The 26,187-nt window shown below is 61.6% G+C and carries 24 protein-coding genes; 12 read left to right on the top strand and 12 right to left on the bottom strand.

Annotation, left to right across the window (positions count from 1 at the left end; genetic code table 11):
* Positions 1–10 precede the first annotated feature (10 nt).
* The gene (locus tag EH165_RS01275) at positions 11–1,948 is read right to left on the bottom strand and encodes a M13 family metallopeptidase (RefSeq protein WP_124797685.1); all 1,938 of its coding nucleotides are present in this window, start codon (positions 1,946–1,948) and stop codon (positions 11–13) included.
* A gap of 82 nt (positions 1,949–2,030) precedes the next feature.
* Positions 2,031–2,495, bottom strand: a complete 465-nt coding sequence (locus EH165_RS01270; protein ID WP_164479058.1) for a heme-degrading domain-containing protein — start codon at positions 2,493–2,495, stop codon at positions 2,031–2,033.
* Between the two features lie 203 nt (positions 2,496–2,698).
* Between EH165_RS01270 and EH165_RS01265 the strand changes: the two genes are divergently transcribed.
* Positions 2,699–3,757, top strand: coding sequence for an ATP-dependent DNA ligase (locus tag EH165_RS01265; RefSeq protein WP_124797683.1), 1,059 nt, complete (start codon positions 2,699–2,701; stop codon positions 3,755–3,757).
* 4 nt (positions 3,758–3,761) lie between these two features.
* Here the strand turns inward: EH165_RS01265 and ligD are convergent, their stop codons facing one another.
* Positions 3,762–4,808, bottom strand: coding sequence for a non-homologous end-joining DNA ligase (gene ligD / locus EH165_RS01260; RefSeq protein WP_124797682.1), 1,047 nt, complete (start codon positions 4,806–4,808; stop codon positions 3,762–3,764).
* Between the two features lie 86 nt (positions 4,809–4,894).
* Between ligD and EH165_RS01255 the strand changes: the two genes are divergently transcribed.
* Entirely contained in the window at positions 4,895–5,908 is a 1,014-nt protein-coding gene (locus tag EH165_RS01255) for a PHP domain-containing protein (RefSeq protein WP_124797681.1), read from the top strand.
* A gap of 106 nt (positions 5,909–6,014) precedes the next feature.
* On the top strand, positions 6,015–6,590 hold the full coding sequence (locus EH165_RS01250; RefSeq protein ID WP_124797680.1) for a TerD family protein: 576 nt from the start codon (positions 6,015–6,017) through the stop codon (positions 6,588–6,590).
* Positions 6,591–6,621: 31 nt separating this feature from the next.
* Here the strand turns inward: EH165_RS01250 and EH165_RS01245 are convergent, their stop codons facing one another.
* The 4 genes from EH165_RS01245 to EH165_RS01230 are packed head-to-tail and all read right to left on the bottom strand — an operon-like array spanning position 6,622 to position 11,175.
* Positions 6,622–7,443, bottom strand: a complete 822-nt coding sequence (locus EH165_RS01245; RefSeq protein WP_124797679.1) for an HAD family hydrolase — start codon at positions 7,441–7,443, stop codon at positions 6,622–6,624.
* Entirely contained in the window at positions 7,443–8,600 is a 1,158-nt protein-coding gene (locus tag EH165_RS01240) for a cysteine protease StiP family protein (RefSeq protein WP_124797678.1), read from the bottom strand. Before EH165_RS01240 ends, EH165_RS01245 begins: the two co-directional genes overlap by 1 nt.
* Positions 8,597–10,030, bottom strand: coding sequence for a phosphoribosyltransferase family protein (locus EH165_RS01235; RefSeq protein ID WP_206426042.1), 1,434 nt, complete (start codon positions 10,028–10,030; stop codon positions 8,597–8,599). The genes EH165_RS01240 and EH165_RS01235 overlap by 4 nt, the downstream gene beginning before the upstream one ends.
* Positions 10,027–11,175 carry an HpcH/HpaI aldolase/citrate lyase family protein gene (locus tag EH165_RS01230; protein WP_124797677.1) on the bottom strand — a complete coding sequence of 383 codons (1,149 nt, stop codon included), beginning with the start codon at positions 11,173–11,175 and terminating at the stop codon, positions 10,027–10,029. Before EH165_RS01230 ends, EH165_RS01235 begins: the two co-directional genes overlap by 4 nt.
* 129 nt (positions 11,176–11,304) lie before the next feature.
* On the opposite strand from EH165_RS01230, the gene EH165_RS01225 reads away from it, so the two are divergent.
* Positions 11,305–12,333, top strand: coding sequence for an ATP-grasp domain-containing protein (locus EH165_RS01225; RefSeq protein ID WP_164479057.1), 1,029 nt, complete (start codon positions 11,305–11,307; stop codon positions 12,331–12,333).
* Positions 12,334–12,336: 3 nt separating this feature from the next.
* Here the strand turns inward: EH165_RS01225 and EH165_RS01220 are convergent, their stop codons facing one another.
* The gene (locus EH165_RS01220; RefSeq protein WP_124797675.1) at positions 12,337–13,578 is read right to left on the bottom strand and encodes a hypothetical protein; all 1,242 of its coding nucleotides are present in this window, start codon (positions 13,576–13,578) and stop codon (positions 12,337–12,339) included.
* A gap of 355 nt (positions 13,579–13,933) precedes the next feature.
* On the opposite strand from EH165_RS01220, the gene EH165_RS01215 reads away from it, so the two are divergent.
* From EH165_RS01215 to EH165_RS01205, 3 genes are all read left to right on the top strand, one after another.
* Complete coding sequence (locus EH165_RS01215; RefSeq protein WP_124797674.1) at positions 13,934–14,509, top strand: TerD family protein; 576 nt, start codon at positions 13,934–13,936, stop codon at positions 14,507–14,509.
* 140 nt (positions 14,510–14,649) lie between these two features.
* Positions 14,650–15,777, top strand: coding sequence for a DUF475 domain-containing protein (locus EH165_RS01210; protein ID WP_239020641.1), 1,128 nt, complete (start codon positions 14,650–14,652; stop codon positions 15,775–15,777).
* Positions 15,778–16,105: 328 nt separating this feature from the next.
* Positions 16,106–16,720, top strand: a complete 615-nt coding sequence (locus EH165_RS01205; RefSeq protein ID WP_124800220.1) for a TerD family protein — start codon at positions 16,106–16,108, stop codon at positions 16,718–16,720.
* A gap of 88 nt (positions 16,721–16,808) precedes the next feature.
* On the opposite strand, the gene EH165_RS01200 is transcribed toward EH165_RS01205, so the two are convergent.
* Together EH165_RS01200 and EH165_RS01195 are read right to left on the bottom strand one after the other, a co-directional pair.
* The gene (locus tag EH165_RS01200) at positions 16,809–17,663 is read right to left on the bottom strand and encodes a fumarylacetoacetate hydrolase family protein (RefSeq protein ID WP_124797672.1); all 855 of its coding nucleotides are present in this window, start codon (positions 17,661–17,663) and stop codon (positions 16,809–16,811) included.
* Positions 17,664–17,734: 71 nt separating this feature from the next.
* Positions 17,735–19,057, bottom strand: coding sequence for an enolase C-terminal domain-like protein (locus EH165_RS01195; protein WP_124797671.1), 1,323 nt, complete (start codon positions 19,055–19,057; stop codon positions 17,735–17,737).
* Between the two features lie 310 nt (positions 19,058–19,367).
* On the opposite strand from EH165_RS01195, the gene EH165_RS01190 reads away from it, so the two are divergent.
* Positions 19,368–20,036 carry a FadR/GntR family transcriptional regulator gene (locus tag EH165_RS01190; protein ID WP_124797670.1) on the top strand — a complete coding sequence of 223 codons (669 nt, stop codon included), beginning with the start codon at positions 19,368–19,370 and terminating at the stop codon, positions 20,034–20,036.
* A 152-nt stretch (positions 20,037–20,188) separates the two neighbouring features.
* On the opposite strand, the gene EH165_RS01185 is transcribed toward EH165_RS01190, so the two are convergent.
* Positions 20,189–20,644 (bottom strand): tellurite resistance TerB family protein, encoded by a 456-nt coding sequence (locus EH165_RS01185; RefSeq protein WP_124797669.1) that lies wholly within the window; start codon positions 20,642–20,644, stop codon positions 20,189–20,191.
* Between the two features lie 129 nt (positions 20,645–20,773).
* Positions 20,774–21,682 carry an NAD-dependent epimerase/dehydratase family protein gene (locus tag EH165_RS01180; RefSeq protein ID WP_206426040.1) on the bottom strand — a complete coding sequence of 303 codons (909 nt, stop codon included), beginning with the start codon at positions 21,680–21,682 and terminating at the stop codon, positions 20,774–20,776.
* A 194-nt stretch (positions 21,683–21,876) separates the two neighbouring features.
* Between EH165_RS01180 and EH165_RS01175 the strand changes: the two genes are divergently transcribed.
* The 4 genes from EH165_RS01175 (at position 21,877) to EH165_RS01155 (ending at position 26,182) form a co-directional block, all read left to right on the top strand.
* Positions 21,877–22,722: a DUF2786 domain-containing protein gene (locus EH165_RS01175; protein ID WP_124797668.1), complete on the top strand. Its 846-nt coding sequence runs from the start codon at positions 21,877–21,879 to the stop codon at positions 22,720–22,722.
* A gap of 8 nt (positions 22,723–22,730) precedes the next feature.
* Complete coding sequence (locus EH165_RS01170) at positions 22,731–23,318, top strand: TIGR04338 family metallohydrolase (RefSeq protein WP_277870513.1); 588 nt, start codon at positions 22,731–22,733, stop codon at positions 23,316–23,318.
* Between the two features lie 156 nt (positions 23,319–23,474).
* Positions 23,475–24,764 carry a phospholipase D-like domain-containing protein gene (locus EH165_RS15265; protein WP_164479056.1) on the top strand — a complete coding sequence of 430 codons (1,290 nt, stop codon included), beginning with the start codon at positions 23,475–23,477 and terminating at the stop codon, positions 24,762–24,764.
* 23 nt (positions 24,765–24,787) lie between these two features.
* On the top strand, positions 24,788–26,182 hold the full coding sequence (locus tag EH165_RS01155) for a glucose-6-phosphate dehydrogenase (protein WP_124797664.1): 1,395 nt from the start codon (positions 24,788–24,790) through the stop codon (positions 26,180–26,182).
* Positions 26,183–26,187 lie beyond the last annotated feature (5 nt).

The following is a 26,187-nucleotide window of genomic DNA, read 5'->3' as shown; positions in this document are numbered from 1 at the left end:
GTCAGGCCAGCTACCAGATCCGGACGCGCTCCTCGGGCGACAACCACAACGCGTCGCCCTCGGCGACCTCGAACGCATCGTAGAACTCGTCCATGTTGCGGACCACCTGGTTGCAGCGGAACTCCGGCGGGGAGTGCGGGTCAACTGCCAAGCGACGCAACACTTCCGCCTCGCGCCCCTTGGCTCGCCACACCGTTGCCCACGAGAGGAAGAACCGCTGCGCGCCTGTCACTCCGTCGACGACGGGGGCTTCCTGGCCATTCAGCGAGATCAGCCACGCTTGGTAGGCGATGCCCAGACCGCCAAGGTCGCCGATGTTCTCGCCGATGGTTAACCCGCCGTTGACGCGATGCCCTGGCGCATCGGCGGGCTCCAGCTCGGAGTACTGCGCGATGAGCTTGGCCGTCAGTGCCTCGAACGCTTCGCGGTCCGCTGCCGTCCACCAATCGTTCAGCGCTCCGGTGCCATCGTATTTGGAGCCTTGGTCATCGAAGCCGTGGCCGATTTCGTGGCCGATCACGGCGCCGATTCCGCCGAAGTTCACTGCGTCGTCGGCGTCGAGGTCGAAGAACGGCGGGCGCAGAATAGCTGCGGGGAAAACAATCTCGTTCATCCCCGGGTTGTAGTAAGCGTTGACCGTCTGCGGGGTCATGAACCATTCCTCGCGGTCGACCGGCTTGCCGATCTTGGCCAGTTCGCGGTCGTGTTCGAAGGCCGCGACCCGACGGGCGTTACCGAGTAGGTCGCCCGGCGTGATGACCAACGCGCTGTAGTCGCGCCACGCGCTGGGGTAACCGACCTTGGGAGTGAAGGCGGCCAACTTCTCCAGCGCCTTCTCCTTCGTCGCGGCGCTCATCCACGGCAGTTTCTCAATTTCCTGACGGTAGGCGCGGATCAAGTAGTCGACCAGTTCGTCCATCCGCCCCTTTGCCGCAGGCGGAAAGTATTGCTGTACATAGAGTTCGCCGAGTGCTTCGCCGACGCTGCCTTCCACGAAGCCGGTGCCGCGCTTCCAGCGCTCACGCAGCTCCGGAGTGCCAGACAGCGTGCGGCCATAGAAGTCGAAGTTCTTCTCCACCAGTGACTTGATGCTCATGGGGGCTGCGGAGCGGATCACCCGCAGGCTCAACCAGGCCTTCCAGTCGTCGAGGCGTTCGGGACTTAATAGTGCTGCAACGGCAGTGAAGAAGCTGGGCTGGCGCACGATTACATGGTCGAAAGCTCCTACGGGCGCGTGCATTCCGCTCAGCCAAGCCTCCCACCACGCGGCGGGTAGTAGGTCAGCAAGGCCCGCCCGGTCCATTGGGTTGTTAGTTTGGTCGCGATCGCGGTTCCGGACTCGATCCCAGTGCCCGGCTGCGATCTCGGTCTCCAGATCCAGGATCCGCGTTGCCAAAGCTGCAGAGTCGGGCAGGCCCAACAACTCCAGCATGCCGTCCGCATACCCGGCGTAGGCCTTCCGGATATCCGCGTACTGCTCTTCCCGGTAATAAGACTCGTCCGGCAAGCCAAGGCCGCCCTGGTTCAACGCGAGGGTGTAGCGGTCGGGCTGGGCCGGATCGGTGTCGACATAAAAGCCGAAGGCGCCGCCGACGCCGTCGCGGTCCAGCTTGCCGAGCAGCGTGAATAGCCCCACCAGATCGCTTACTTCCGCAACCGCAGCCAGCGTCGGCCGAATCGGCTCAACCCCGACGGCTTCAACAGCCTCGGTGTCCATGAAGCTCGAATACAGGTCGCCGATCAGCTGCTCGGCGCTACCAGCGGCTCCGCGTTCTCCCGCAGCCACCTTCTCGATGATTCCGCGAACCGCCAACTCCGCATCGTCGCGCAGTTCATTGAAGGCCCCGTACATCGACTGGTCGGCGGGGATCTCGGCGTGGTCTAACCAGTCGCCGTTGACGTGCCTGAACAGGTCGTCCTGCGCGCGAGTGGAATGTGCACTGGTCATGTTCGCTGTTCCTCTACCGATGGGGTGATTGCGCTACTTCTCCATACTGACATGCCTGGACCAAGTGGCCAGGGCGGTGGTTTCAGACCTGCAGGAACTGCCGAATAGCCGCAGCTACCACCTGGTGGTCGACCACGTCCTCCAGTCCAGAAGCGGTAAGGGTGCCAACTACCGCGCCGTCCACTCGGATCGGGAAGGCGCCACCGTGAGCGGCGAACTCGGCCTTCGGAAGGCCCCGATCGTCGAAGGACGTGCCCGCAGCTTCGTTGCGGAGGCGCACCAACAGCGAACTCACCCCATCCAGCCGAGCGAGGGCGGCCTTGCGGCGAAGCCAGCTATCAGTCGCATCCGACACGCCACCCAACGCGGCTTTGAAAACCACCTGCTCCCCAATGACGATCTGCACCGCCAACGAGTAGCCCCGTGCCGCAATCATTTCGGCCGCAATGGTGCCCAACCGGTAGGCGTCGGCCTGATCAAATTTCGAGAACGTCAGCTCGCGCACCTCCGATTCGAGTTCTTCAACGGTAAATGTTGGCAAGTTCATCAAAAGCCTCCACAACGGGTGATAGATCTCAGCTGCAGCGCGACAGGGATATCGTGAAACACCATTATGGCCGCCCTCCCCTGCCCCCATCCTCGCTGTAGTCACTGACCGGCGTGACGCGCGGTAAAGCCCGCATGCCCGACCCGGGCGCCAGACCCGACTCCCAACAACACGTCATATCCCGCTTGAGCAACAATGCTGTGATGAAGCTGCCCATCGAACTACCCGTCTCTCCCATGCTGGCCAAGGCCGTTCCCCAGGTGCCAGCGCAGGACTGGGTGACTGGCGGATTGCTGTATGAGCCCAAGTGGGATGGGTTTCGGTGCATCGTGCTCCGCGATGGCGACGAGGTGGAGTTAGCCAGTCGCGGCCAAAAGCCCTTGACCCGCTACTTTCCCGAGGTGGTCGCCGCCGTACTTGAGCACCTGCCCAGAAGGTGCGCCATCGATGCGGAGATCGTGGTGCGCTCTGGGGCGGCCGGAAACCAGAAGCTGGATTGGGAGAACCTGTCCCAGCGAATCCACCCCGCAGAGTCCCGCATTGCGAAGCTTTCGGTCGAAACCCCCGCCGAACTCGTCTGTTTCGACCTGCTAGCGCTCGAGGATGCCAGCCTGATGGACGTCCCCTTCGGCGATCGGCGGACGCGACTGGAAGCTGCGTTAGCCTCCGTGCCTGCTGATGCTCCGATCCACCTCACGCGGGTGACGAAAGATGCGGATCAGGCCCAGCAGTGGTTTGAGGCCTTTGAAGGCGCGGGCCTTGACGGGATTATCGCTAAACCGCTGGCGCTTGCCTACCAAAGCGGCAAGCGATCCATGTTGAAGATCAAACACTCTCGAACCGCCGACGCTGTGGTTGTCGGTTACCGGATCCACAAATCCGGCAAGGGAGTGGGCTCCCTACTACTAGGCCTCTACACCGATGACGCAGAACTGATCGGCGTCGGCGGGATCGCCGCCTTCACGAACGTGAAACGACTGGAACTCATTGACGAGCTAGCGCCGTGGGTTGAGGTGAACGAAGCAGGCGAAACCGTCACGGGCGCAGGCGAGCGCAGCAGATTCAGCGCCAACAAAGACGTCAGCTTTGTGCGGCTGCGACCCGAGCGCGTCGTCGAGGTCAAGTTCGACCAGATGGAAGGCCTGCGCTTTCGGCACTCGGTGACTTTCCTGCGCTGGCGCCCAGACCGCGACGCCTCTTCTTGCCTCGTCAGCCAAGTCGACCGGCCCATCGCCTACGACTTGAATTCCGTTCTGACTTAAGCCGTCACTCATCCCAGTGCGACGCGACCTTCTTGCTGGGTTGGACGCGGGGAGGCTCACCGGGCATCTTCGGGTAGTCCGGCGGGAAACTCATCTCACCTAAGCCTCTTTCGCTGATGTCTTCTTCCCAGAGAGCAAGGGCGCCCGCGACATCGCCTACGGAATCGTCCATCTCGGCCCAGGCATCGCCGTGCCCGGCCACCATCGCCGGCACGGTGAGGACTGTGAAATCCAACGGCGCGATGTCGCCAAGGCGCGTCCAGCCCACCGGCATCGACACGGGCGCCCCCTCGAGTGGGCGAGGGCTGTACGCGGAAGCTATGGTGCGGTCGCGGCTGGCCTGGTTGAAGTCGACGAAGATCTTGTCTCCGCGTTCCTCCTTCCACCACGCGGTTGTCACCAGGTCAGGCAATCTGCGTTCCAGCTCCCTGGCCACCCCAATGACGCCATGCCGCACTTCAAGAAACTCGTAGTCTGGTGCAATCCGCGCAAAGATGTGCAGTCCCCTGTTGCCGGATGTCTTCACGAAAGGCGTTAAACCAATGCCTTGCATCACTTCTCGCAGCGCCATGGCCGCCTCAACGACATCGGCGAAAGCCCGACCGGGTTGCGGATCAAGGTCGATCCGAAACTCGTCCGGGTTGTCGTTATTTTCCGTGCGAACCGGCCACGGGTGAAATGTCACCGTGCCCATCTGGACAGCCCAGATGGCGGTGGCAATCTCGTCCACGACGAGCTGCGGGTGGCTGCGCGCCGAAGGATAGGTGCAGATGACGGTCCTCGCCCACGCCGGAACACCGCGAGGCGGGTTCTTCGAATAAAACATCTCCCCCTTGACGCCGTCTGGGAAGCGTTGCAGCGTCACGGGTCTGTTGCCCAGAGCGCGCATCATCGGCTCGGCGACCGACGCGACGTACGTGGCCAGGTCCCATTTGGTGATGGCTTTCCCGGCGGACTCGGCAGTCCACATGACGCGGTCCGGCGAGGAGATCCGCACCTCCCGCACCACGTCGTCGGGGCCCGGCACCTGGAGAACCTTTGCTGCGCTCATAGCCCGATCGTAGTTGCGCATACCCGTGCCCACGTGGCGTCGCACCCCTCATACCCCCGTCCGCCCCGGGCGCTACCCTTGCCTGCATGGACCCGGTGGCAGCGCTACGAAGAATTTCGTTCCTCTTGGAACGGCAATTGGCGCCCACTTACCGGGTCAAAGCATTCCGAACCGCGGCGACCACCATCGCCGAGCTGAGTCCGCAAGATGTCGCCCGGAAGGCAAGGTCCGGCACACTTACGGGTCTACCTGGCATTGGTGCGAAGACCGCGCTGGTGGTGGAACAGGCTGTGGCTGGCCGGGTCCCGGACTATTTGGCCGACCTGGAAGCCAACGCAACGCCTGTGGTCAGCGGCGGCGAAGACCTGCTGGCAGCGCTGCGCGGCGACCTGCATTCGCACAGCGACTGGAGCGACGGCGGCAGCCCCATCGAGGAAATGGCCATCACAGCCCTGGAACTGGGCCACGAGTACCTAGCGTTGACCGACCACTCGCCGCGCCTGACGATCGCCCACGGCCTCACCGCCGAGCGGCTGGAGCAACAGCTCGACATCGTGGCATCCCTCAACGAGCGCCTCGCCCCATTCCGGCTTTTAAGCGGAATCGAGTGCGATATCAACGAGGACGGCACCCTCGATCAAACCGACGAGCTGCTGGCTAGGGTCGATATCGTTGTCGCCTCAGTACATTCCAAGCTGCGCTCGACCAGCGCCGTCATGACGGCTCGGATGCTCACCGCTATCGAAAACCCACACACCGACATCCTCGGTCACTGCACGGGGCGACTGATCGCCGGGGGGCGAGGGCAGCGACCCCCGAGCCAGTTCGACTCTGCCGCGATCTTCGCCGCCTGCGCCGAACAGTCCGTGGCGGTCGAGATCAACAGCCGCCCAGAGCGGCTCGACCCGCCCATGGAGCTACTCGCTGAAGCGGTAGCGGCAGGCTGCTTGTTCAGTATCGACACGGACGCGCACGCCCCCGGCCAGCTGGACTTCCAAGCCTATGGCGCAGATCGCGCGCAACGGGCGGGAATCAGTGCTGACCGCGTGATCAATGCCCTTCCTGTTGAGGCGTTGCTGGCGTGGACCGAGGAAGTCTGACCTCGTAGTTGCTCCACCTCTCAGGGACCTCACGACTGGCGCAGGTAGGGTCGACTCGGCAACCACTTCGCCCCTTCAGCGGGGCGACCATGAAAGGACACCCACCATGACAGTGAGCCTTGCTAAGGGCGGCAACGTCTCGTTGACCAAGCAGGTGCCCAACCTGACCGAGGTCAGCATCGGTCTGGGCTGGGATGTCCGCGCCACCACCGGCATCGACTTCGACTTGGACGCCAGCGCGCTGCTGGTCGGGTCTGATCGTCGAGTTCTCTCCGATCAACATTTTGTCTTCTACAACAACCTCCGCTCTCCCGACGGCAGCGTCGAGCACACGGGCGACAACCTCACAGGCGAGGGCGAAGGGGACGACGAAAGCATCAACGTGTCGCTGCCAGCGGTTCCGGCTACTGTCGCCGCCATAGTTTTTCCGGTGTCGATCCACGACGCACTGGCCCGGTCGCAGTCCTTCGGCCAGGTCAGCAACGCTTTTATCCGTGTGGTGGATCGCAACAGCGGTTCCGAGATCGCCAGGTTCGACCTCGGCGAAGACGCCTCCACCGAGACAGCGATGATTTTTGGCGAGCTCTACCGTAATGGCGTCGAGTGGAAGTTTCGCGCGGTCGGCCAGGGCTACGCGTCAGGTCTGGGCGGCATCGCTCGCGACTACGGCGTCAACATTTAAGCCAAGCCCGACGGGCCTCGCAGCGGGTGCGCTAGTAGGCGTCCACCTGGTCGACGAACCACCGCACCATCTCCTCACCAGCCAGCACCCCGGACGCTTGCGTGACGTCGACATGCGGCCGGTTCCAGTCCATCTGCGCTAGTTCGCCGTGCCTGGGCCGGATACCACGATCGGCTGCTTCTAGCATGTCCGCATCAAGTCCACCGTCGCCAGCGGCGATCATATGGTCGGTACCCGTTCGCCCGGCAACCTCCAGCATTGCCGCAGACTTTGAGAGCTGCTCCGGGATCGAGTAGATCTTGCGGCCCTGCACGGAGATTCGCCAGCCGCGCTCTGCGCACCAGTGCCGCCACTGCTCGATGAATCCTTCGGGGACCTTCGCCAAGTCGACCACCAGATAGCAAAAAAGGTGATCCGCGCTGCGTCGCTTAATCACCCAATCATCACTGATATGGGCCTTGATCTCGTCTTTGATCTCGTGCAACGGAGCAGCCGAGTCAGCGATCGATTTTTCCAAATTTCGGCGCCAGCCTTTGTCGGGATGGCCGTTGACAACGATCGTCCCTCCGTTGCTCGCGATCGCGTACCGGTCCTGTCCATTATCGGACAGGGGTAGATGCACCCTGGAGAACTGCTCGAGCGTGCGGGTGGTGCACGGCACCACCTGGGTGAGGGCGGACAGCTCGGACAGCTGCTCCGCGGCCCGCACCGTCATAAACGCACTGGGACGACCATCCAGCACCTCCACCGACACCAATTGCGGCGCCTCAATATCCGCGCCAGGGAACTGAAGTGCCGCGGGTGAGAAAATCATGGTGCGGTCTAGGTCGGTGACCACCATGGGGCGCGGCATCAGGCTTCTCCTCGTTCGGCGGCGGTATCGGTGGGCAGGGTCCGGATCAACCCGACGCAGGCGTAGGGTAAGTCCGGAATCACTTCAACGGGCACACCCCGGGCGGCTGCCAGGAGCCGAATGTGTTCGTGGTCAAGCGCTTTCGCAACCCTCACCAGAATCCGCCAGGGCACTCGCCGCAGCAATACCCGGGTGGTCTCCCCCACTCCCGGCTTGACAAAGTTCACAGATTCGATCCCGTAGTCAGCGCGTATTTTGTCCACCGCTGCCCAGCCGGCCCATGTCGGCGTTCGATCGCTGGCTAGCAACCCGGGCAGCGCAGACACGACATCCGTGGATACGGAACCGAACTCGGCGCCCACCGCATCGAGAAACGCAACCGACCTGTCGCTGGCAGCGAGCTCGGAGTAGAACTTCGCACCGTGAAATTCACCCGGGCCGATGAGCGCATTGTTCAACACTGTTCGAGAAATCAGTCCGGATACCGTGGAATTCAGACACGCCGAGGCGATCAGGAAATCGTCCCGAGTCCCATAGTCAGTGACGCAACTACCCGGGTCGGCGAGGACGGCGAGCCGTGCATTGAACCGAGGACCACCCTGCCTAGCCACCGCGTCGAGTGCCTCCGCCAGCTCCCGAGCGATCGCACCCTTGCCCGTCCACCCGTCGACGAAGACGATGCTCGCCGGATCGTGATGTGCCGCAAGGTATTCCAATGCCACCCGGTCGATGCCGCGGCCACGCACAATCGACACCGCATAATGCGGCAGATTCAATCCGTAGGTGTGTGCCGCCCACCGCTTCATCAAAATACCCACCGGCGTGCCGGCTCGGGCCAGCGAGACCAGCACGATATCGGAGCCGCGCTCTGCCAACACCAGCTCCGTTATCAGCCCGACGGCCGTCGCCAATCTGGGGGCACTCTGCGCAAGCACCGACTCGAACAGCTCCTGGTACTGCTGATCCGGCTGGTATTCGATCGGCAGTGACTCTGCGTAGTGCGCCCTCCCCGATTGAATCTGCTGCTCCCGCTCGGCGATGTCTGCTTCCAGATCCACCGCGGACAGGTCCTTGAGGAGCCACGCCACCTCGTCGGGTGCGTACGACCCGAACTCGGGGCCGAAAAGTGGCGCGGGAAGCAGCGTTTTATCCGTCATGAGTGAGCAATTCGATTCTGGCCAAGGGCCTCGGGGGAAGCGCCGGTCACGATTGCCAGCACCACTGGGACTCCGACAGACTCCAGGACCGGCAGCAACCCATGCTCGCTGCGCAGATCCACGGTGTCCATCGCCTCGTCGATCACCAGCACGATGGCATCCGCCTCCGCGCCGTCCCAATCCGCGTTGTAGAGGTAGCGATGGGCTGCCGGATCTTTCTCGGGGGATTCAAAAGCGAATCCGCGACGAACTGGATATCCGTCCGCATCTTCGACGTGGATCGGCGAGCGGGTGGTGGTTTGGAATCTGCAGATGTGGCCAGGGGTACTACTGATCGCCCCAGCCAGCCGCATCGGCAGGTACATCAGCTCCTCGGTTCCCAGCACCAGCACATGGTGGGCGTGAGGCGAGAGCGCCTGCAGCAGAATCGCACTCGCTGCTTCAAGAGCAATCTCGAAAGGCTCCCGGTCGGTGAGCAGGAAGCCGTGCCTGCCGCCGTCCGGGACCGTCGCGGGCCAGGGCAAGCGCAACTCCGTGTACGGACGGGCCCGTTCCTGCTGCACTGGCAGCAACCCAGCCCGAACGATGCTGACACCTGCAGTCGCGATATGTGCCGCCGCAGCAGCCGCTAATCCGAGAGGCAGGTCCACACTCCCGGAAACGATTGCCACCACGTCGATCTGGATACCAAGCTGCGTCGCGAATGACGCCATCGCCTCCTGGTCGCTGCTGGCCCGTAGGTCCACGAGCGCTGCTACCACGTAGTGCGGTCGAGGGAAGAGCCGATGCATTTCGGCGATGGTCTCCATAGCAGTCTTCCCCGTGGAGAACTCGTCGTCGACGAGCACCATCACGCCAGCCGGCGATAACATCGTCCCTGGCAGGGGTTGAAGTAGGTGATCAGTCGCGTGTGAGTGTCCCTCCTGAAACGTGCCCACCACCTGCACGCCCGGCACGGCGCGGCGGGTCGAGTGCAAGTACACGCCAGCGCCAAGAGCCTGGGCCACGCAATGCCCCAGCCCGGTGGCCGTCTCGGCAAATCCGACCACCAACACGTCGGGGTGATCGAAGGCTGGCCGTTCCAACAGCCTGACCAAACCGTCCGGCTTTGCACCCGATAATGCCTCTACTGCAACTGTTTTCACGTCTTCCGGCAGCTCAACGCCTGCAAGCGAGTAGGACACCAGCGCACCCAGCAACATCCCCGTGCCGTGGACCAGATCAGGATCTACAGGGACGTGTTTGCCGAGAATCGACGAAACCAGCAGGTGTGCGCGACGCGGGTTTCGTCGTAGTGCGAGCCCGACCAGGTCACTCAGCGCCCAGCCAAGCTGCGAATCGCCCGTCGTCAGCCCGACCCCGAACATGCGCTGCACCCATTGCTCGGCATGCCGGGGGGCTGCGGCCTGAACCGCGGGACGTTCACTCACGCGCTGACCAAGGCTGACAGCACATCGACAAACGAAGTCTGCTCGCTGGCAACCCCAAACGCGCTGGCTCGCCGTAATACTTGCTCTGCCCAATACCGGTGGGGGCCCGCCTCGTTCATCTTGTCCCGATACGTCGAAGCCTTGGCACCGGTGCCGGATTCCAAAATTTCCACCGCATCGGTGTACTCCTCAAATGAGATGACAGAAAGTGCATGAATGGGAGCGACGTGGGAAGGGTGGATCACGGTCTTGCCATGCAAGCCGTTCGCCCTGTCCAGCAACGCTTCCCGGATCAAGTCGTCGAAGTCCTTGGTGATCAGGCTGTGCCGGAGCGCCTGCGCGTCGTGGTCCATAAAGGGTGTGGTTCGCAGTTGGGGGCGGAAGAGGCGTTCGTGCGTGGCGAAGTACTCCCACACTGGGCCAGTGATCAGAAAGCTGGAGTCGTCGCCACGGCCGAGGTGGTTCACCGTGTCGGAGATGAGGTCAGCCACCACCTTGACGTCATAAATTGTGAGGTCGCGTTCGCGGCGGATGCCGAACAATCCGCACAGGTCAGTTGCGCCGAAGCGAACCGCCAACACGTTGTCTCGATACCTGTTCAATAGCTCGCGAATACCCGCAAGGGTCGCGTTGCGGGATTCGCGGTAGATCGCTTCCGGGGTTTCAATCACGGGCATCACCAGCATGCGAAGTCCATGTGCCACACCGCATTCCACAGCTGCGTCGAGAAATGCTTGCCCTGTCCACGGAGAAAACTTTGGAATGACGAAGCCGTATAAGGCACGGGCATCGGTGAGCCGGTCGGAAAGTTCTTGGATATGTTCCGCGGTGCGCACCCGAATGAAGAGCATCGCGTCTATGCCGGTCTGCGAAAGCTCGGTGATCGCGGCGATGGCGTGACTCATCGCCTCATCAACACGCGAGTCTTCGACAGCATCCTCGAGGTCGATCACGATGGAGCGCACCCCGGCCTTCGCGCGTCGATGGATGGCCGCCACGAGGTTCTCGCGGGTACCGGGGACATACAACGTCGCCCCCAGCGCGGAAGCGAGCAGGTCGATGCCGCTGTCCCGATTGAACTCTGCCGGGTCCAGGTAGAACAGCTCCTGACGGACGGCAGGGTCTAAATGATCGAAGTGGCGCACGCGCTTCTTTCTGGTACGGACCCAAAGCGCTAGGCTTCGAGTGCAGGGGTACGGCAGGGCGCCGCAAGGCAACGGCAAGAAACTGCCACCGACGCTCACTTCCCCCACAGCCCACGGCTAGGAGTTATTGTGCCCAGTCTCGCTATTTGGCTCAACCGCAATTATGCCACCACGGTGCATGTCTTGGAGCTGCTTCGTAACAACCCGGACAGGCGGAAAATCACCCTCTACGGCAGTCACAAGGACGCCGCTTCGCCCATGCTGACCGGGTGCGACCACCGGTTCATGGAGTCGACACTGACAGGTTCGGCCTATGTGGACTACGCCCTTCAGTTTTGCCGGGACCACCGGATCAAGGTCTTCCTTCCCGTCTACGAACAGCTCGCCATCGCGTTGCGGGCCAACGAGTTTGCCGAAATGGGTGTCGCGGTAATCTGCCCCAGTGCGGAGTCCATCGAGTTGCTCACCGATAAATGCGCCACCTACCAGGCCCTCGGTGAGCATTACGAACTGGTCCCACCCTGGCGAAAAGTAGCTTGTGTCGCAGAGTTTGAACAGGCACTGGAGGACCTTCGTCCCCTCGGCAAGCCGATCGTAGTAAAACCCGCTCGCGGTGTCGGAGCCGACGGGGTCCGATTCATTGCCGAAAACGAGCCCACGCTCACCGAGCTGATGGGACCGTTGAATCCGACGGCCACCGCTGCTCAGTTCGTCTTCGCTTTGAAACAGGCACAGGATTCGGGTGTCTCGATCAACCCGCTGCTGGTCATGCCCTATTTGGACAGTCCCGAAGTGAGTGTCGACGTGCTGGCCGACCACGGCAAAACGGTAGTGGCAGTCCCCCGCTCCAAAGTCGGTCGAGACCGATTCCTCAGCGCACCGGAAGAGACCATGCAGGCCGCCCGGTTGCTGGTGGCCGAGTTCGGTCTGGACGGATTAGTCAATGTCCAATTTCGCCAATGGCAGGGGCAGGCGGTTTTGCTCGAAATCAACACCCGCCCCTCCGGTGGCCTCTATCAAACAGCGATGGCCAAACTGAACATGCCCTGGGCCGCGGTCAAGCTCGCTCTGGGCGAGGAACAGGAAGAACTCAAGCCGGTCTTGGGTGCTCGCTACGTCACGGTGTCGTCATCGGTGGAGATGGGTTCCAAAATATGATGACTAGCTGTGTCGGGCTTGCTCTCTGATTCGCTCAACGACACCCTTGACGAACTCTGTCACCGCGTCCAATTCGCGGACGTACGCCCAATAGTCCGGGTGCACCCCTGTCAAAGCGTGGAGTGCGCGGTCGACCCGCGCGGACTGCGCATCCAGCACCGAACCCCATTGGCTGGTGAGGCCGCGGTCCACGACCAGACGCTGTGCATCTCGGATTCGGAACCTGGTTTGACGTTCGGGGCCGCTCGGGTCCGCCTTGACTGCTTTCAGCGTTTCCAGCCGGTTCGTGACGTCGTCACATGCCTGGCTTGCAGCATGGAGGTGCTCGCGAGAATCTGCAAGCAGGCTCAGTGATTTCTCCGCATCGCCCGAGCGAAGCGCTTGTGACGCCTCTTCCCACGCGTGTTCGCCCGCGGCCAATTCGCGCGCCGCAACCTCGACATTGCCTGCAAGATCCGCCGAGTTCGGGGCGCTGAACTCGCGCAGCAGGATCGACCGAACGCCCGGTAGCCGTTCGGTGCGAGTGGTGACAGCACTGATCCGGGTGCGGACGGAGGAAATGGCCGTCGCTGCCCGATCACCAGCGGTGCGAGCTGCCGCCGCCGCCGCATCAATCTGTTCACCCGCTGCAGTAATCGCTGCGGTGGCTGCTTGGATACCTTCCAGCGAGCCAGCCACCAGCGCGCGGTCGAGGTCGGCGACGCCGGTTTCCAGCTCGGCAGCTGCCCCCCGCACCGATGCAAAACCCGCGACGTCACTGTGCACCCCGGTCAGTCGCGCTCGAATCGACAACGCCTGAGCCACACCAGCTTCAGCTAGTTTCGGGATCTCCGACGCAGCACTGCGCGCTTGGTCGAGGGCGCGGCGGTTGTCAGTGTAAAAATCGTTGATCGCGGTTGCGGCCTGGGCCAAGGTTCGGTGGGTATTGGCGAAGGCTTGTGCAGCGACTGGCAGCTCCACGGCAGTCGGCTGCCCCAGCGCATCCTCCAGCGCGTACTGCTGCGAGATCGTCAAGTATTGCGAGTTGGCGTCAAAACATTTCTGTTCGACCTTTTTCCAAGCGGCAAGAATAGCGCTCGCCGCCGTCATCGGGTCTGAGCTCTGCAGCGGCCGCAGCGCATCGGTTATGTAGCTCTGCCGGGTGTCCAGGTCCAGGAATGCGGCAACAGCGCCGTCGCGGGCGGACTCTGCAGCGGCTAGGTCTTCGGGACTTCTGTTCCGGCGCCCGAACCACGGTGTTGACATTGCCTCAAACACTACTGCTACGACGGGTCGTTACCGGTGGGGCCGCCCTGAGCCCAATCCCACCTGTGGGAGTGCGCTCTCATCCGCCCAGCGCCCGGAACGGCGAGAACACCGGGAACCTTGCACGGCCTTCCGGCGTTCAATCATCGAGAACCACCCCGAGTTACCGCTCGTAACAGCGACCCCAGAAGGAGAGCAAAGTAGTGAATTGCCTGTGGTGAAAAACCCGGCCGTGTACGATTCCGGTGGTCGGAGAGGTGCGGAATTGACGAATTCAGACAGACCCATTTCGCGCCGCAGTTAACGTCGGCGGCACCCGTAAACCCAGTGATTTTCTTATGAGGAGGACCCAGTAATGAGCGTGAGCTTGACTAAAGGCGGCAACGTCTCCCTGACCAAGGTGGCACCAAACCTGACGGCAGTTTCTGTCGGCCTGGGTTGGGACATCCGGACCACCACCGGAACAGACTTCGACCTCGACGCCAGCGCCCTCGGCCTGGACACCGCCAAAAGGATTCTGTCCGACAAGCATTTCGTGTTCTTCAACAACTTAAAATCGCCGGACGGCTCCATCGAACACACCGGTGACAACCTGACTGGTGAGGGCGACGGCGACGACGAGGTCATCAACGTGAACCTCGCCGCGGTACCCGCCGAGATCGACTCGATCGCATTCCCCGTCTCCATTTACGACGCGGATGCTCGCAGCCAGAGCTTCGGCCAGGTCCGCAATGCCTACATTCGCGTAGTCGATGCCAGCAACGGCACCGAACTCGCGCGCTACGACCTTTCCGAGGATGCCTCCACCGAGACCGCCATGGTCTTTGGCGAGCTCTACCGCAACGGCGCGGAATGGAAGTTCCGCGCCACCGGCCAGGGGTACGCATCCGGTCTGGCCGGAATTGCCCGTGACTTCGGCGTCAATCTGTAATTGATTTCTCAGATCTTCCTCAGGTCCCGGTGTCGCTGCCACAGCGACACCGGGACCTACCTATGTCCGCAGTGTGAGTTCCGTGCGCCGGTATGTGCTTCCTCCGCAGGCGCTTTCCGATTGAAAGGCGCCCTCTCGTTATGTTGAAGGTATTCGGCTGGTCGTACGCGGTTACGGCCGTCTCGCTCGTAGTGGCCTTTCTTTATGGCGGGCCGACCGCACTCTTCCTGTGCGTAATTCTCGGGATCATGGAAGTTTCATTGTCCTTCGACAACGCCGTCGTCAACGCGGGCATCCTGCAGCGAATGAGTGATTTTTGGCAAAAAATCTTTCTCACCGTCGGCATCGTCATCGCCGTCTTCGGCATGCGGTTAGTTTTCCCTCTGCTGATTGTCGGTGTCACCGCTAATCTTGGCCCGATCGAAGCTATAAATCTGGCGTTGGAACAACGACCCGGCGACGATCCGACGAGTTACGAATACCTGCTCAATGCCGCGCACCCACAGATCGCGGCATTCGGCGGCATGTTCTTGTTGCTGCTGTTCCTGGATTACATCTTTGAAGACCGCGACATCACGTGGCTGACCTGGCTCGAAAAGCCGCTGGCCAAAATCGGCAAGTTGGACCAACTTTCGGTCGTTGTCGCAGCGATTGTTCTCGTTCTGTCTGCAGAGTTTCTGGCCAAAGACACCGAGGTGGTGCTCCTATCCGGAGTGCTCGGCTTGGTGACGTACTTAGCCGTCAACGGACTGGGGTCGCTGTTCTCAGGCGCCCAGACCGGCGATGGCGACGAGCCCGCAGGGGGTGCCGACGTCGCCGACGCACCGACGACAGCTGAAACGACGAAGAAGGGGCCCAACAACCTCGTCAAGGCCACCGGTAAAGCGGCCTTCTTCCTCTTCCTCTACCTCGAAGTGTTGGACGCGTCCTTCTCCTTTGACGGCGTTATCGGGGCGTTTGCCATCACCTCCGACCCCATCATCATCGCCTTGGGCCTTGGTTTGATCGGGGCAATGTACGTACGGTCGCTGACTATTTTCTTTGTTCGCAAGGGCACCCTGCAGGACTACGTGTACCTGGAGCACGGTGCGCACTGGGCGATCGGAGCGTTAGCCGCGATCCTGTTCATCTCTATCGGGGTTCACGTCAGCGAGATCATCACCGGCCTCCTGGGCGTCGCGTTTATCGGCGCAGCCTTCATCTCCAGCATTATGCGCAACCGGCGTATCGCGGCCGCTGAACCTTCAGTGACTATCGCCAAGCCATAACAGATCTCGTTGCCCTGGGGTCGAGATGGCGCTCACGCGTTCGCTCGACCCCAGACTTATATTCAGCACCGGCAAAGAAAGGTTTACTTTCACCATGGCCATTGATTACTCGCGTCCCTCGCGCCCCAATAGCGGCAATGACGAACCCCCGATTCCCGCATCGGGGACGCCCTCAGACCTGGGGAAGTTGGACTTCCGCCGGCCGTCGCGAGGCAGCCGCGGAGAAGCGGCTCCGCACCCTGGGGCGCCCCCTACTGCAACCCCTGCTGCAACCCCTTTTTCGGCAGGGCCTGCCGCCGCAGCGGTCCATCCAGTTGCTTCCAGCCCGGTGTCGCTGAACAAGATCACCCTGACCAAATCCGCCCCCTCGATCTCGCTGACCAAGGGTGGACAGGGTCAGGGCGTCATGCGGGTGAACTTGAACTGGACAGCGCGGCCAGAAAAGAAGGCCGGCTTCCTGGCCAAACTCGCCGGAGCCGATTCCATCGACCTTGACCTGGAATGCCTGTACGAGCTTGCCGATGGTCGCAAGGGCGGGATCCAAGCGCTCGGAAGAGTTTTCGGAAGCCTGAACTCAGAGCCGTACATCCAACTGGACGGCGATGACCGCACCGGAGCCGTCACCGGCGGCGAGAACTTGATGATCAACCTGGCCAATCCGCACTACTTCAAGCGGATCTTGATCTACGCCACGATCTACCAAGGAGCATCGCGGTGGGCCCAAGCAAACGGCGTAGTCACCCTCTATCCAGCAACTGGCCCACAGATCGAGGTCCGCCTCGACGCCGACGACACCGCGTCCCGAGTCTGCGCGATCGCGCTGCTGGAAAATCGCGGCGGGGAGCTGGTGGTTCAGCGAGAAGTTAAGTACATCAAAGGAAGCCAGCGCGATCTCGACACGATGTACGGCTGGGGCATGAAGTGGGGAACCGGTAGCAAATAGTGCTGGCGCAGCGCCACACACGCAGTCGGGGATTTCGATGGAGTCCAAATCCCCGCCTGCCTGCCCACAGGGGTCACCACCTAGCGACTCAGCCTTCAGAACTGCCCTGACACATCTGTCGCCCGCGGCCAATACCTTCGATCGCTACCTCGACGACGTCGCCCGATCGAAGGTAATCGAAGCGGCCCGATAGTGCGACACCCTCCGGAGTACCAGTGTTGATCACGTCTCCTGGTTCAAGCACAGCGAACTGCGACAGATGCCAGATGAGGTACGGCACGTTGAAGATCAAGTCCGCGGTTGACGAGTTCTGTCGCGCTTCCCCGTTCACCCACGACCGTAGGCGCAGGTCACTGGGGTCGAGTTCATCCGCGGGCACAAGCCACGGGCCCATCGGGTTAAAAGTGGCGCAGCACTTGCCTTTCGACCATTGCCCGCCAGAAATCTCGAGTTGGTAGTGCCGCTCGGATACGTCGTTGGACACCGTGTAGCCCGCGATATACGACGCTGCCTCGTCGGGACCGCTGAGGTAGCTTGCTTGACGCCCAATGACGACTGCCAACTCAACCTCCCAGTCGGTCTTCTCCGAGCCCGGTGGGATCTGAATCGGATCAAACGGGCCAACAACGGTGTTCGGAGTCTTGAAAAACACAATCGGAACTGTGGGCGGCGCCGAGCCGGATTCCGCAGCGTGGGCAGCGTAGTTCATTCCGATGCACCAGAGGGCATGCGGCCTCGCCACAGGCGCGCCTACGCGCAGGCCGGCCACGTCGATCGTCGGCAAGGTGCCTGCGGTGATAGCTGTTCGCACAGCGTCAATACCGTTGGCAGCAAAGAACTCCCCGTCAATATCAGTACACACACTCGACAGGTCGTAGTTGACTCCCTCCACTTCGGCGATCGGGCGTTCCGCGCCTAGTTCTCCGACTCTGCCTAGCTTCATGCCACTCTCTTTCATTGATCAGTTTTCTACTGGCTCAGACTGTAGTGCGTTCTCCACGGCAGGTACTTGCCTCACTCCACCGCGTTAATGGGGCCTGGCTCCTGCCATTGCGGGCCGTGCGGGAAGACGTAATCGGCGACCGTCTCGGCTTTGATCTCGGCTGAAAAGCCGGGTGCGGTGGGGGCCATGTAGCGCCCATTGTTGATTACCACAGGGTCAACAAAATGCTCATGCAGGTGATCGACGTATTCGATGGAGCGATCATCCATCTGCCCGCTGATAGCGACAAAGTCGGCCATTGCAAGATGCTGGACGAGTTCGCACAGGCCGACGCCGCCTGCATGGGGGTACACCGGGATCGAGAACTTCGTGGCCAGAAGCAAAATGGCCAAGTTCTCATTGACTCCACCCACTCTGGCCGCGTCAATCTGAATGAGGTCGACCGACCCGGCTTGCAGGAGCTGTTTGAACATGACCCGGTTGTGCGTGTGCTCCCCCGTCGAAACCGGAATGGGGGCAATCCCTTTGCGGATGGCAGCGTGCCCAAGGATATCGTCAGGGCTGGTGGGCTCTTCGATCCAGGCCAGATCGTAAGACGCAAGTTGACGTATCCACGCGATCGCATCTGGTACATCCCAACGCTGATTAGCATCGACCGCAAGTTGTACGGATGGGCCCATGACCCTGCGCGCCAACGCAACTCGGCGAATGTCCTCGTCGACGTCGCGTCCCACCTTGAGCTTGATCAGACCGAAGCCCGCTTCGACCGCTTCGACCACCAGCCGCTCCAGCTTGGCATCGTCATATCCCAGCCAACCGGGGGAGGTGGTGTAGGCCGCATATCCGCGCGCGGTGAGATCGGCTATCCGGGCAGCTTTCCCAGGTTCGGCGTCGGTCAAGATCGCAAGCGCCTCGTCGGGCGTCAGCGCGTCGGTCAGATAGCGAAAGTCAATCTGTGAGACCAGTTGCGCCGGAGTCATATCGGCAATGAAGCGCCAGAGCGGCTTTTCGGCAATCCGGGCGGCCAAGTCCCAAGCCGCGTTCACCACGGCGCCGATCGCCATATGAATGACGCCCTTCTCCGGACCGAGCCAACGGAGTTGGCTGTCCCGATTCAAACTCGCGGAGAATGCGCCCAAGTCCTGGATGACCTCATCGACGTCTCGGCCCAGCACCAACGGCTCGAGCAAGCTAATAGCGGCAGCTTGCACGTCGTTGCCACGACCGATGGTGAAGACAAACCCGTAGCCATAAGGGTGCCCGGGGTAATCAGTACCCAGTCGCAGGTACGCAGCGGAATAGTCGGGGTCCAGATTCATCGCATCCGATCCGTCCAGAAGACGGGACGTAGGGAAGCGGATATCCGAAATGTCCATGCTGATGATTGTTGGCACTGCGTTCTCCTATCGGCGATCCGGCGGTGACGGCCGCCGGACGGAGGTCTGCTCCAACTCTGTAGGGCGGACCTAGGTCAGACTGTAACAAGACATCCGATGTATGTCTTGCCTTCTGCTTCGACTCTGTCCCAGTCGTTCGAAAATCGGCCCGCTAACTGCGATCAGTAAGCCAATAGATCCCATCTGTTGGAGCCGCACTGCAGCATTCCGCGACTTTCGACGCCTCCCATCAGCTATCGTTTTGCCAGGCGGCTCAGCGACAGACTCGGGGTCCAAAGGAGTGCCCGATCACAGACGGGAAGATGCCGTGGCCGTAACTGACGTAGCGATTGATCGCATCAAGGAAATGATTCTCTCCGGAGCGCTGTTGCCGGGCGGCAAACTGCCTCGCGAAGTTGACCTGGCGGCCCAGCTTGGGGTCTCGCGAAACTCGCTTCGTGAAGCTGTGCGAGCACTGTCGCTCGTTCGGATACTGGAAGTCCGGCAGGGTGATGGCACGTACGTCTCCAGCTTGGAACCAGAGGTTCTGCTCGACGCACTGGGCTTCTTGTTGGAATTTCACCAAGACGCTTCAGTGCTGGATTTCTTCGGCGTCAGGAGAATTTTGGAGCCGGCTGCGACAGGCCTTGCCGCCACCCGCCTTGACCAACCCGGCCTGCTGGCGTTACGCAAAGAAGCAGAGGCCGGTGCGGCCGCTGATTCGGTCGCCGACCTTGTCGAACACGATCTGCGCTTCCATTCCATGATCGCAGCAGGATCGCACAACCCTGTGCTGGCAGCGGTTCTCGATTCGTTGGCCATGCCAACCAGTCGCGCCAGAGTGTGGCGCGGGCTTGCTGAAGAAAATGCTTTTGCCCGAACCGTCAACGAGCACGCAGCGATCCTGCAAGCCTTGGAGGCGCGAGATGCAGAGTTGGCGAGCGCGCGGGCGCTCACCCACATCGCGGGCGTCGAGGACTGGTTGCGCCGTCTATGACGGCGCGTGGCAGAGCCTATGACGGCGCGTGGCAGAGCCTATGACGGCGCGCAGCAGGGCCTATGACGGCGCGGTTGGCGTGCGAACAGCGCAACCGTTCGCACGCCCACCTGCTGGTACTACGCGTTCAAGCTGGCGGGGGCCAGCACCAACTACAGATCAAATTCAGTTGGCGCGATGCCAACAGCGAAACACGCGTCCTTGACGGCCCCACGCTCGTGCGCATCAAAGTTACCGTCCGCGCCGCCGATGATGATGCCGATCTGTATCACGGCCCTAGCCTGCTCCGGCTTGGACTTCAGCTTGCCGATAGTTGCGATCGCTTCGACCTTGCCGAAGTCATAATCTTTTGCCAACTTGTCGCAGTACCAATCGAATTTTTCCTTCAGCTCCGACGGCTCGAAGATGCTCAGAATATCGTTGCTGCTGATCAGAGCAGCTGTTTTGCGTCGCTCCTCGGGATCGATCGTGCCGTCGGCGGCCGCGATCAGCGCGCACATTGCCATCGAGCCGTTGGCCAATTCCTTGTTCTTAAATTGACCGGTTTTTGTCTTGAGCTGTGCGCTCATTTCCGTGGTCTTCGATTTGAGTGAGTCCCAGAACGCCATGAATTTACCTCTTTCTGTGTCGCCGAACCCGCCCCGACTAGGGCTGGCGAGCCGTTCACGGCCTCAGGCCAAGCTTACCGAAACCGGCCCGAGCGGGCAGGGTCCTCTGCGGCGGGATGGTGGTCTTTATCAGCCCTCTTCCGAAGGCGCCTTGAGCAGTTTTCCGTCTGTGTCCAAGTAGTCGCGCCAGGAACGTTTCGGCTCCCAGCCGAGCATCCGCATAGCCTTCGCACTGGAAATGCCGGAAGCATCCCGGCGGTCAAGCTCGCGAACCTCGATGGAATCCCCGTAGTAGGTTTTCATTACCTCCGCGAAGTCGTGACCACCAACATTGTCGGGTGAGGCGATGTAGAAAACCTCGTGGCCAGGCAACTCCGATTCGGTGGCCAAAACTATGGCGTCCGCCAGATCGTAGACATCGATGTAGCTCCATAGGTTTTGGCTCAAATTCGACGCATCACGGATTTGCGGCCCAAGGTTGAATTCGTAATTGGTTTCGTTCTGCACCCAGCACGGTCGGATGGAGATGCATCGAATGTCGCTACGCCGAACAGCTGCATCCATGAGCTGCTCACCGAAGTGCTTCGACAGCGCGTAGGGATCCTGCGGTGCGATCGGGTGGAGCTCGTCCACCGGCGCGTAGGTCGGCAAGAATGCACGCTCAGGGAAGAAGAACCCCGGCACGGTCTCGCTGGAAATGTTCACGAAGCGTCGAACCCCGGTCCGCACTGCGGCCTCGAGGGTGTTGAAAGTCGCCATCATGTTCGTGCCGAACACGACATGTGCAGGGTTACCAGTCGGCTCGGGAATCGCCGCGGTATGGACTACAGCGTCCGCACCAGAGATGACGGCAAATGCCGAACCAGCATCCGTCAGGTCGGCTTGAATGTAGCGGGGCTCGCCCGCCTCTTTGCGCTCAAAGCCAGGAGCTGACAAGTCCACGGCCGTGACGTCGTGTCCCGCTGCAGCCAGGGCCGCGACGAGCGGGCGTCCAACTTTTCCGCGACCTCCGGTAACGACTACCTTCATTTTGCTCATCCGTTTCTTCGATCGTCGTGGCTTTGTCAGGGTTCGTACCCACCAGGGCGGTTCTGAATCCTGACTCCATCTTGTCGGACCCCGGCGCTACGGTGAAAAGTAGCCGGGTGGGGCACGGGGAATCCAGGGGCGCCGGACATACTGTCGGGTGGCACGAGGCGGCGAGAGATGTGGATAGCAGTGGACGACCAAGCATGAGCGACAGGGGTTTATCTCGCATCGCAGCGCTGCTGCGCAAGGCGGAGGGCACGGACAACGCCCACGAAGCTGACGCCTACATGGCGGCTGCTCAACGATTGGCAACTATGGAGTCGGTCGATTTGGCCGTCGCCAGGGCCCACTCCGCGAATAGAGAAAAGCGAGTCGCGCCAACCCAGCGGACCATCGAGATCGGAGAAGCTGGCAAACGGGGGCTGCGAACCTACGTGCAACTATTTTTGATGATCGGCGCAGCCAACAACATCACGTGTGACATCGCCCGAAACTCCACCAAGGTCTTTGCCTACGGGTTCGACACCGACATTCGCGCCACCGAGGCGCTCTATGCGTCGTTGGTGGTCCAGATGGTCCGAACCTCCGATGCCTACATCAAGTCGGGCGAGTACAGCAGCGAAGTGGTTATCCGCCAGGTCAGGGTCGAGCGCGTTCTTCCCGGGGGCCGAGTGCTGCACCGCACGCGGCTTGTCCCCAAACCCGTTCACGCCACCACAGCTCGCATCAACTTCCAAGAGGCTTTCGCAGCACGCATCGGAAATCGCTTGATGGAGGCCAGGCACCAGGCCCAGCAACAAGTGATCGCAGCTGATTCAGCGGTGGCCCCCGGGGCGCTCACCGGAGTTGCTCTTGCGCTGCGCGATAAGGAAATCGAACTGCGCAACCACTACAGAGCGACCTCCACTGCACGAGGAAGTTGGGGAGGGAATCGAGCTTCGGCGGGACACTCCGAGCAGTCCCGCCGAGCCGGTGATCGCGCTGCGCGTTCTGCGAAGTTGGGCTCGGACACAGCGTTGGGCGGGTCCCGGCCGGCGATTACGGGTTGAGGCCGTCGGTGAATCAGCGGAGGCCCGATAGCGGGAGCCCAGGGGATTCTTCTGCTCCTGGCTCACGGCGGGCGCGCGGCTCGCACCCCGCGCGGGAACAGCAGCGCGACTCGCAGCGCACCCGCGTCTACGAGGCCGAGCATGCGGTGATGCGGATCTTCGATCGCTCGGACAACTACCCGCTACTGCAGATCGCGGGCTCGACCATCACGATTCCGGTAGAGCGCAAGTTCGCATCCGTGGACAATGTACAGATCTACTGCGACGCATTTCTGGCTCTGAGATGGGTCCGAGAAACGTGGCCGCGCGCCCAGGTTCCGGTAGTCGTCCGTCGCAGATCGGGCCAACAGGCCGCCCACTACGAACGAGCCGCCGCCACCATCGCCGTGCCCGGTCACGTCAACGCCTCCGCATGGGCCATGCGCGAATTGGTCGTCCTGCACGAACTTGCCCACCATCTCGCGCCAGCGGGCGAACAGACGCACGGACCGGAATTCGTTGGTCGACTTGTCCACATTGTGGGCGAAATTATTGGGCCCGAGGCTCAACTGATGCTGCGGGTGACGATGTCGGATATGGGAGCGCGGGTGGGATAAAACCCGTTGGTGCTACGAATCCTTAAAACGAGGGCACGTATCGTGAAGTTGAGGATGGCGTGCGCAGTCAATCTGATGGCGCCCTCGCAGTGTGCCGTACAACGCAAGGGGCATTGTTGTGAGTTTCATTTCCGCGGGGAAGGCCGCAGCCACATTTTGGTTGCGGGACAACAGATCTGGGAGCACATCACGCCGCTTGTCGGCAGTCGTGGCGACATCTTTGCCGCTTTAGCTCACATTGGCTCGAACGCCGATTCCCTCCTGCCGCTGCTTCCGGGTTCCACCCTCATCACCGACGCCTCCGTTTCCGCCATTCGTGAAGGAAACACCGACCCGGAAGTCTTGCTCCGCTGGGTTCGCCGCGGGGTGTACGTGTTCAGCCTGCCGGGTTTGCACGCGAAAGCGATCTTGGCCGAAGGCGACCATCCCGTCGCCATGGTGGGCTCAGCGGATCCGACGTGGTCTTCGCGAAATGGGCTCTTCGAAGCTATGATCGTGTCCGAGGACGCTGACGTGGTTGCGCAGCTCCGCAGCACCCTCGTGGCCTGGCTCAATCAAGTCGATCCGCGTGGCCCCTTAAGCGAACAGTGGCTGACCGACGCCATCGATTTTTACGGCGCGGATTTGCTCGGGATTGATGCTGTGCTTCCGCCAGCGGTAGCGGACCCGCCGCTGGCCACAGCTGCAGCGCCCACAGCGCCAGCTCCTGCGCCAGCGCCAGCGCCCACAGCGCCCACAGCTCCCACACGTGAAAAAGTCGCGCCCGCAAAGGCCGCACGGGTGGTGTGGGAACCGGCTATGCCCGCTCCCCGTCTCATTGCCCCTGAGCCTGCCAGTCCCCCACCGACTCCTCCCCTTCGCCAGCACACTGGAGTGAGCGTCTCCTTGCACGATGAGCAGGCGTTGGCTCCAGCACCCGGCCCAGCGCCCATCATCACGTGGCGACGTCCGGCCGGAATTTTCCTGGCCGCGATGGACTCCCCCGGTTCTCCCTCGCAGCCGGCGCTGGAGATACTGGGTGAATTACACGCCGAGGAAGGCCTGGACTTCGACGTAGACAGCCGCGGAAATAGCCTGGGCAGCAGTGAATTTGGCCTCAACATGATGTGGTGGGATGAAAAAGGCGGGCTGAGCGAGGTCTGGAAATATCCCCGCGGTCGCTACGTCATAGGTGTGGAGTCGACAAGGAAGCGCACTGCGGCCGCAGCCAAGGTGACCCCTCCCGGCTTCGTCCGCCACAGCTATACGGACCACACCGCGAACCCACCTCGGATCTACTACTACTTGCTGGTCCGGCGCTCTTTGACGACATCTGTTACTTATCAGGACATTCAACGACGTTTCACCGACCTCGGAGCAAAGCCCGAGTGGGACGCCTGCTTGTGGGTCCAGAGCAAAATCGATGCACTGCTAGGACTGTGGCCCGACATCACCTACGACGAATGACTTCAGAAAGGTTCTGAGCACGCATGACTACGCACACTCCGACCGTCTTCATCCTTTTCGGGGCCACTGGCGACCTAGCCCGCCGGATGGTTCTGCCCGCGTTCTACCAACTGGACAAGTACGGCCTCATGCCCGAGTGCTGGCGACTCGTCGGCAACGGTCGGGGTGAAATGTCGGATGAAGCCTTCCAAGCCGCAGCGCACGACGCCGTCGCTGAAATCGAAACTGATCTTCACGCCAAGAAATGGGCTGCCCACGCAAAGAACCTGCGCTTCGCTGGGGGCGGATTTAGTGTTGACGATGCTGGCGAACTACTGAACGTGTTGCAGCAGGCCAAGTCTGAGCTTGGTTTAGATACTCAATTCGTCTACTACCTCGCCGTTCCACCGGTCGCTTTTGAGAAATTGACATCAGCATTGGCCGCACACGATCTACTTGACGGCGCCAAAGTCGTCTACGAAAAGCCGTACGGCACTGACCCTGAAAGCTTCCGCCACCTCGACGATCTCGTCCACTCCGTCATGGACGAAGAGCAGGTCTATCGCATTGATCACTTTCTGGGAAAGGAAGCGACGCAGAACATCCATGTGCTGCGGTTTGGTAATCAGCTATTCGGCGATATTTGGAACGCCCGGCACGTCGCGCAGATCCACATCGATGTGCCTGAAACCCTGGATGTCGCGGATAGGGCTGAGTTTTACGATGCCACTGGCGCCTTTCGGGACATGATCGTCACTCACCTATTCCAAGTTGCCGCCGAAATCGCTATGGAACCACCTCTGGATATGACGGCGGACAACCTCCAAGAGGCGAGGGAATCCGTGCTCAGCGCCTTCCGGCCGCTCGGCACCGACGACGTGGTGTTCGGCCAGGTGAACGGCTACCGCAACCTACCCGAGGTGGCCAACGATTCCAACACCGATACCTATGCGGCGGTACGCCTGTGGGTGGATACAGATCGGTGGCGAGGTGTTCCCTTCCTTCTGCGGAGCGGAAAGCAGCTTCAGCGCTCCCATCAACGGGTCTCGCTCATTCTCAAGAAACCCGACGGGCCTTTGCGGCACATTCCCGGCGACGGCACGATTATCACCTTCGACCTTTCTGGACCCGGCGCGATCCATCTGGATCTGGTTTTGAAGAAGCCGGGCGCCACACTGGAACTTGCGGAGCAGACAATCTCCCTGTGTCTCGACGAAGTCCCGGACTCCGACGCTCTGCCGCCATACGTTTCGCTCCTGCATGACGTCACCGTCGGCGATAGGTCTCTTTTCACCAGCAGTGCGGGCTTGGCCAGCGCGTGGAAAGTCGCCCAAGCGATCGTCGCCAACCCGCCCGCGCCGCTTCCGTACGACGCTGGTTCCTGGGGTCCCGCCGCCGGCACGGAGCTCGCCGGCCACTCGGGGTGGCTGTGCGACTGAAATAG

Source organism: Nakamurella antarctica, assembly GCF_003860405.1.
Taxonomy (GTDB): Bacteria; Actinomycetota; Actinomycetes; order Mycobacteriales; family Nakamurellaceae; genus Nakamurella; species Nakamurella antarctica.
This window is presented reverse-complemented; position numbering and strand designations above follow the sequence as displayed.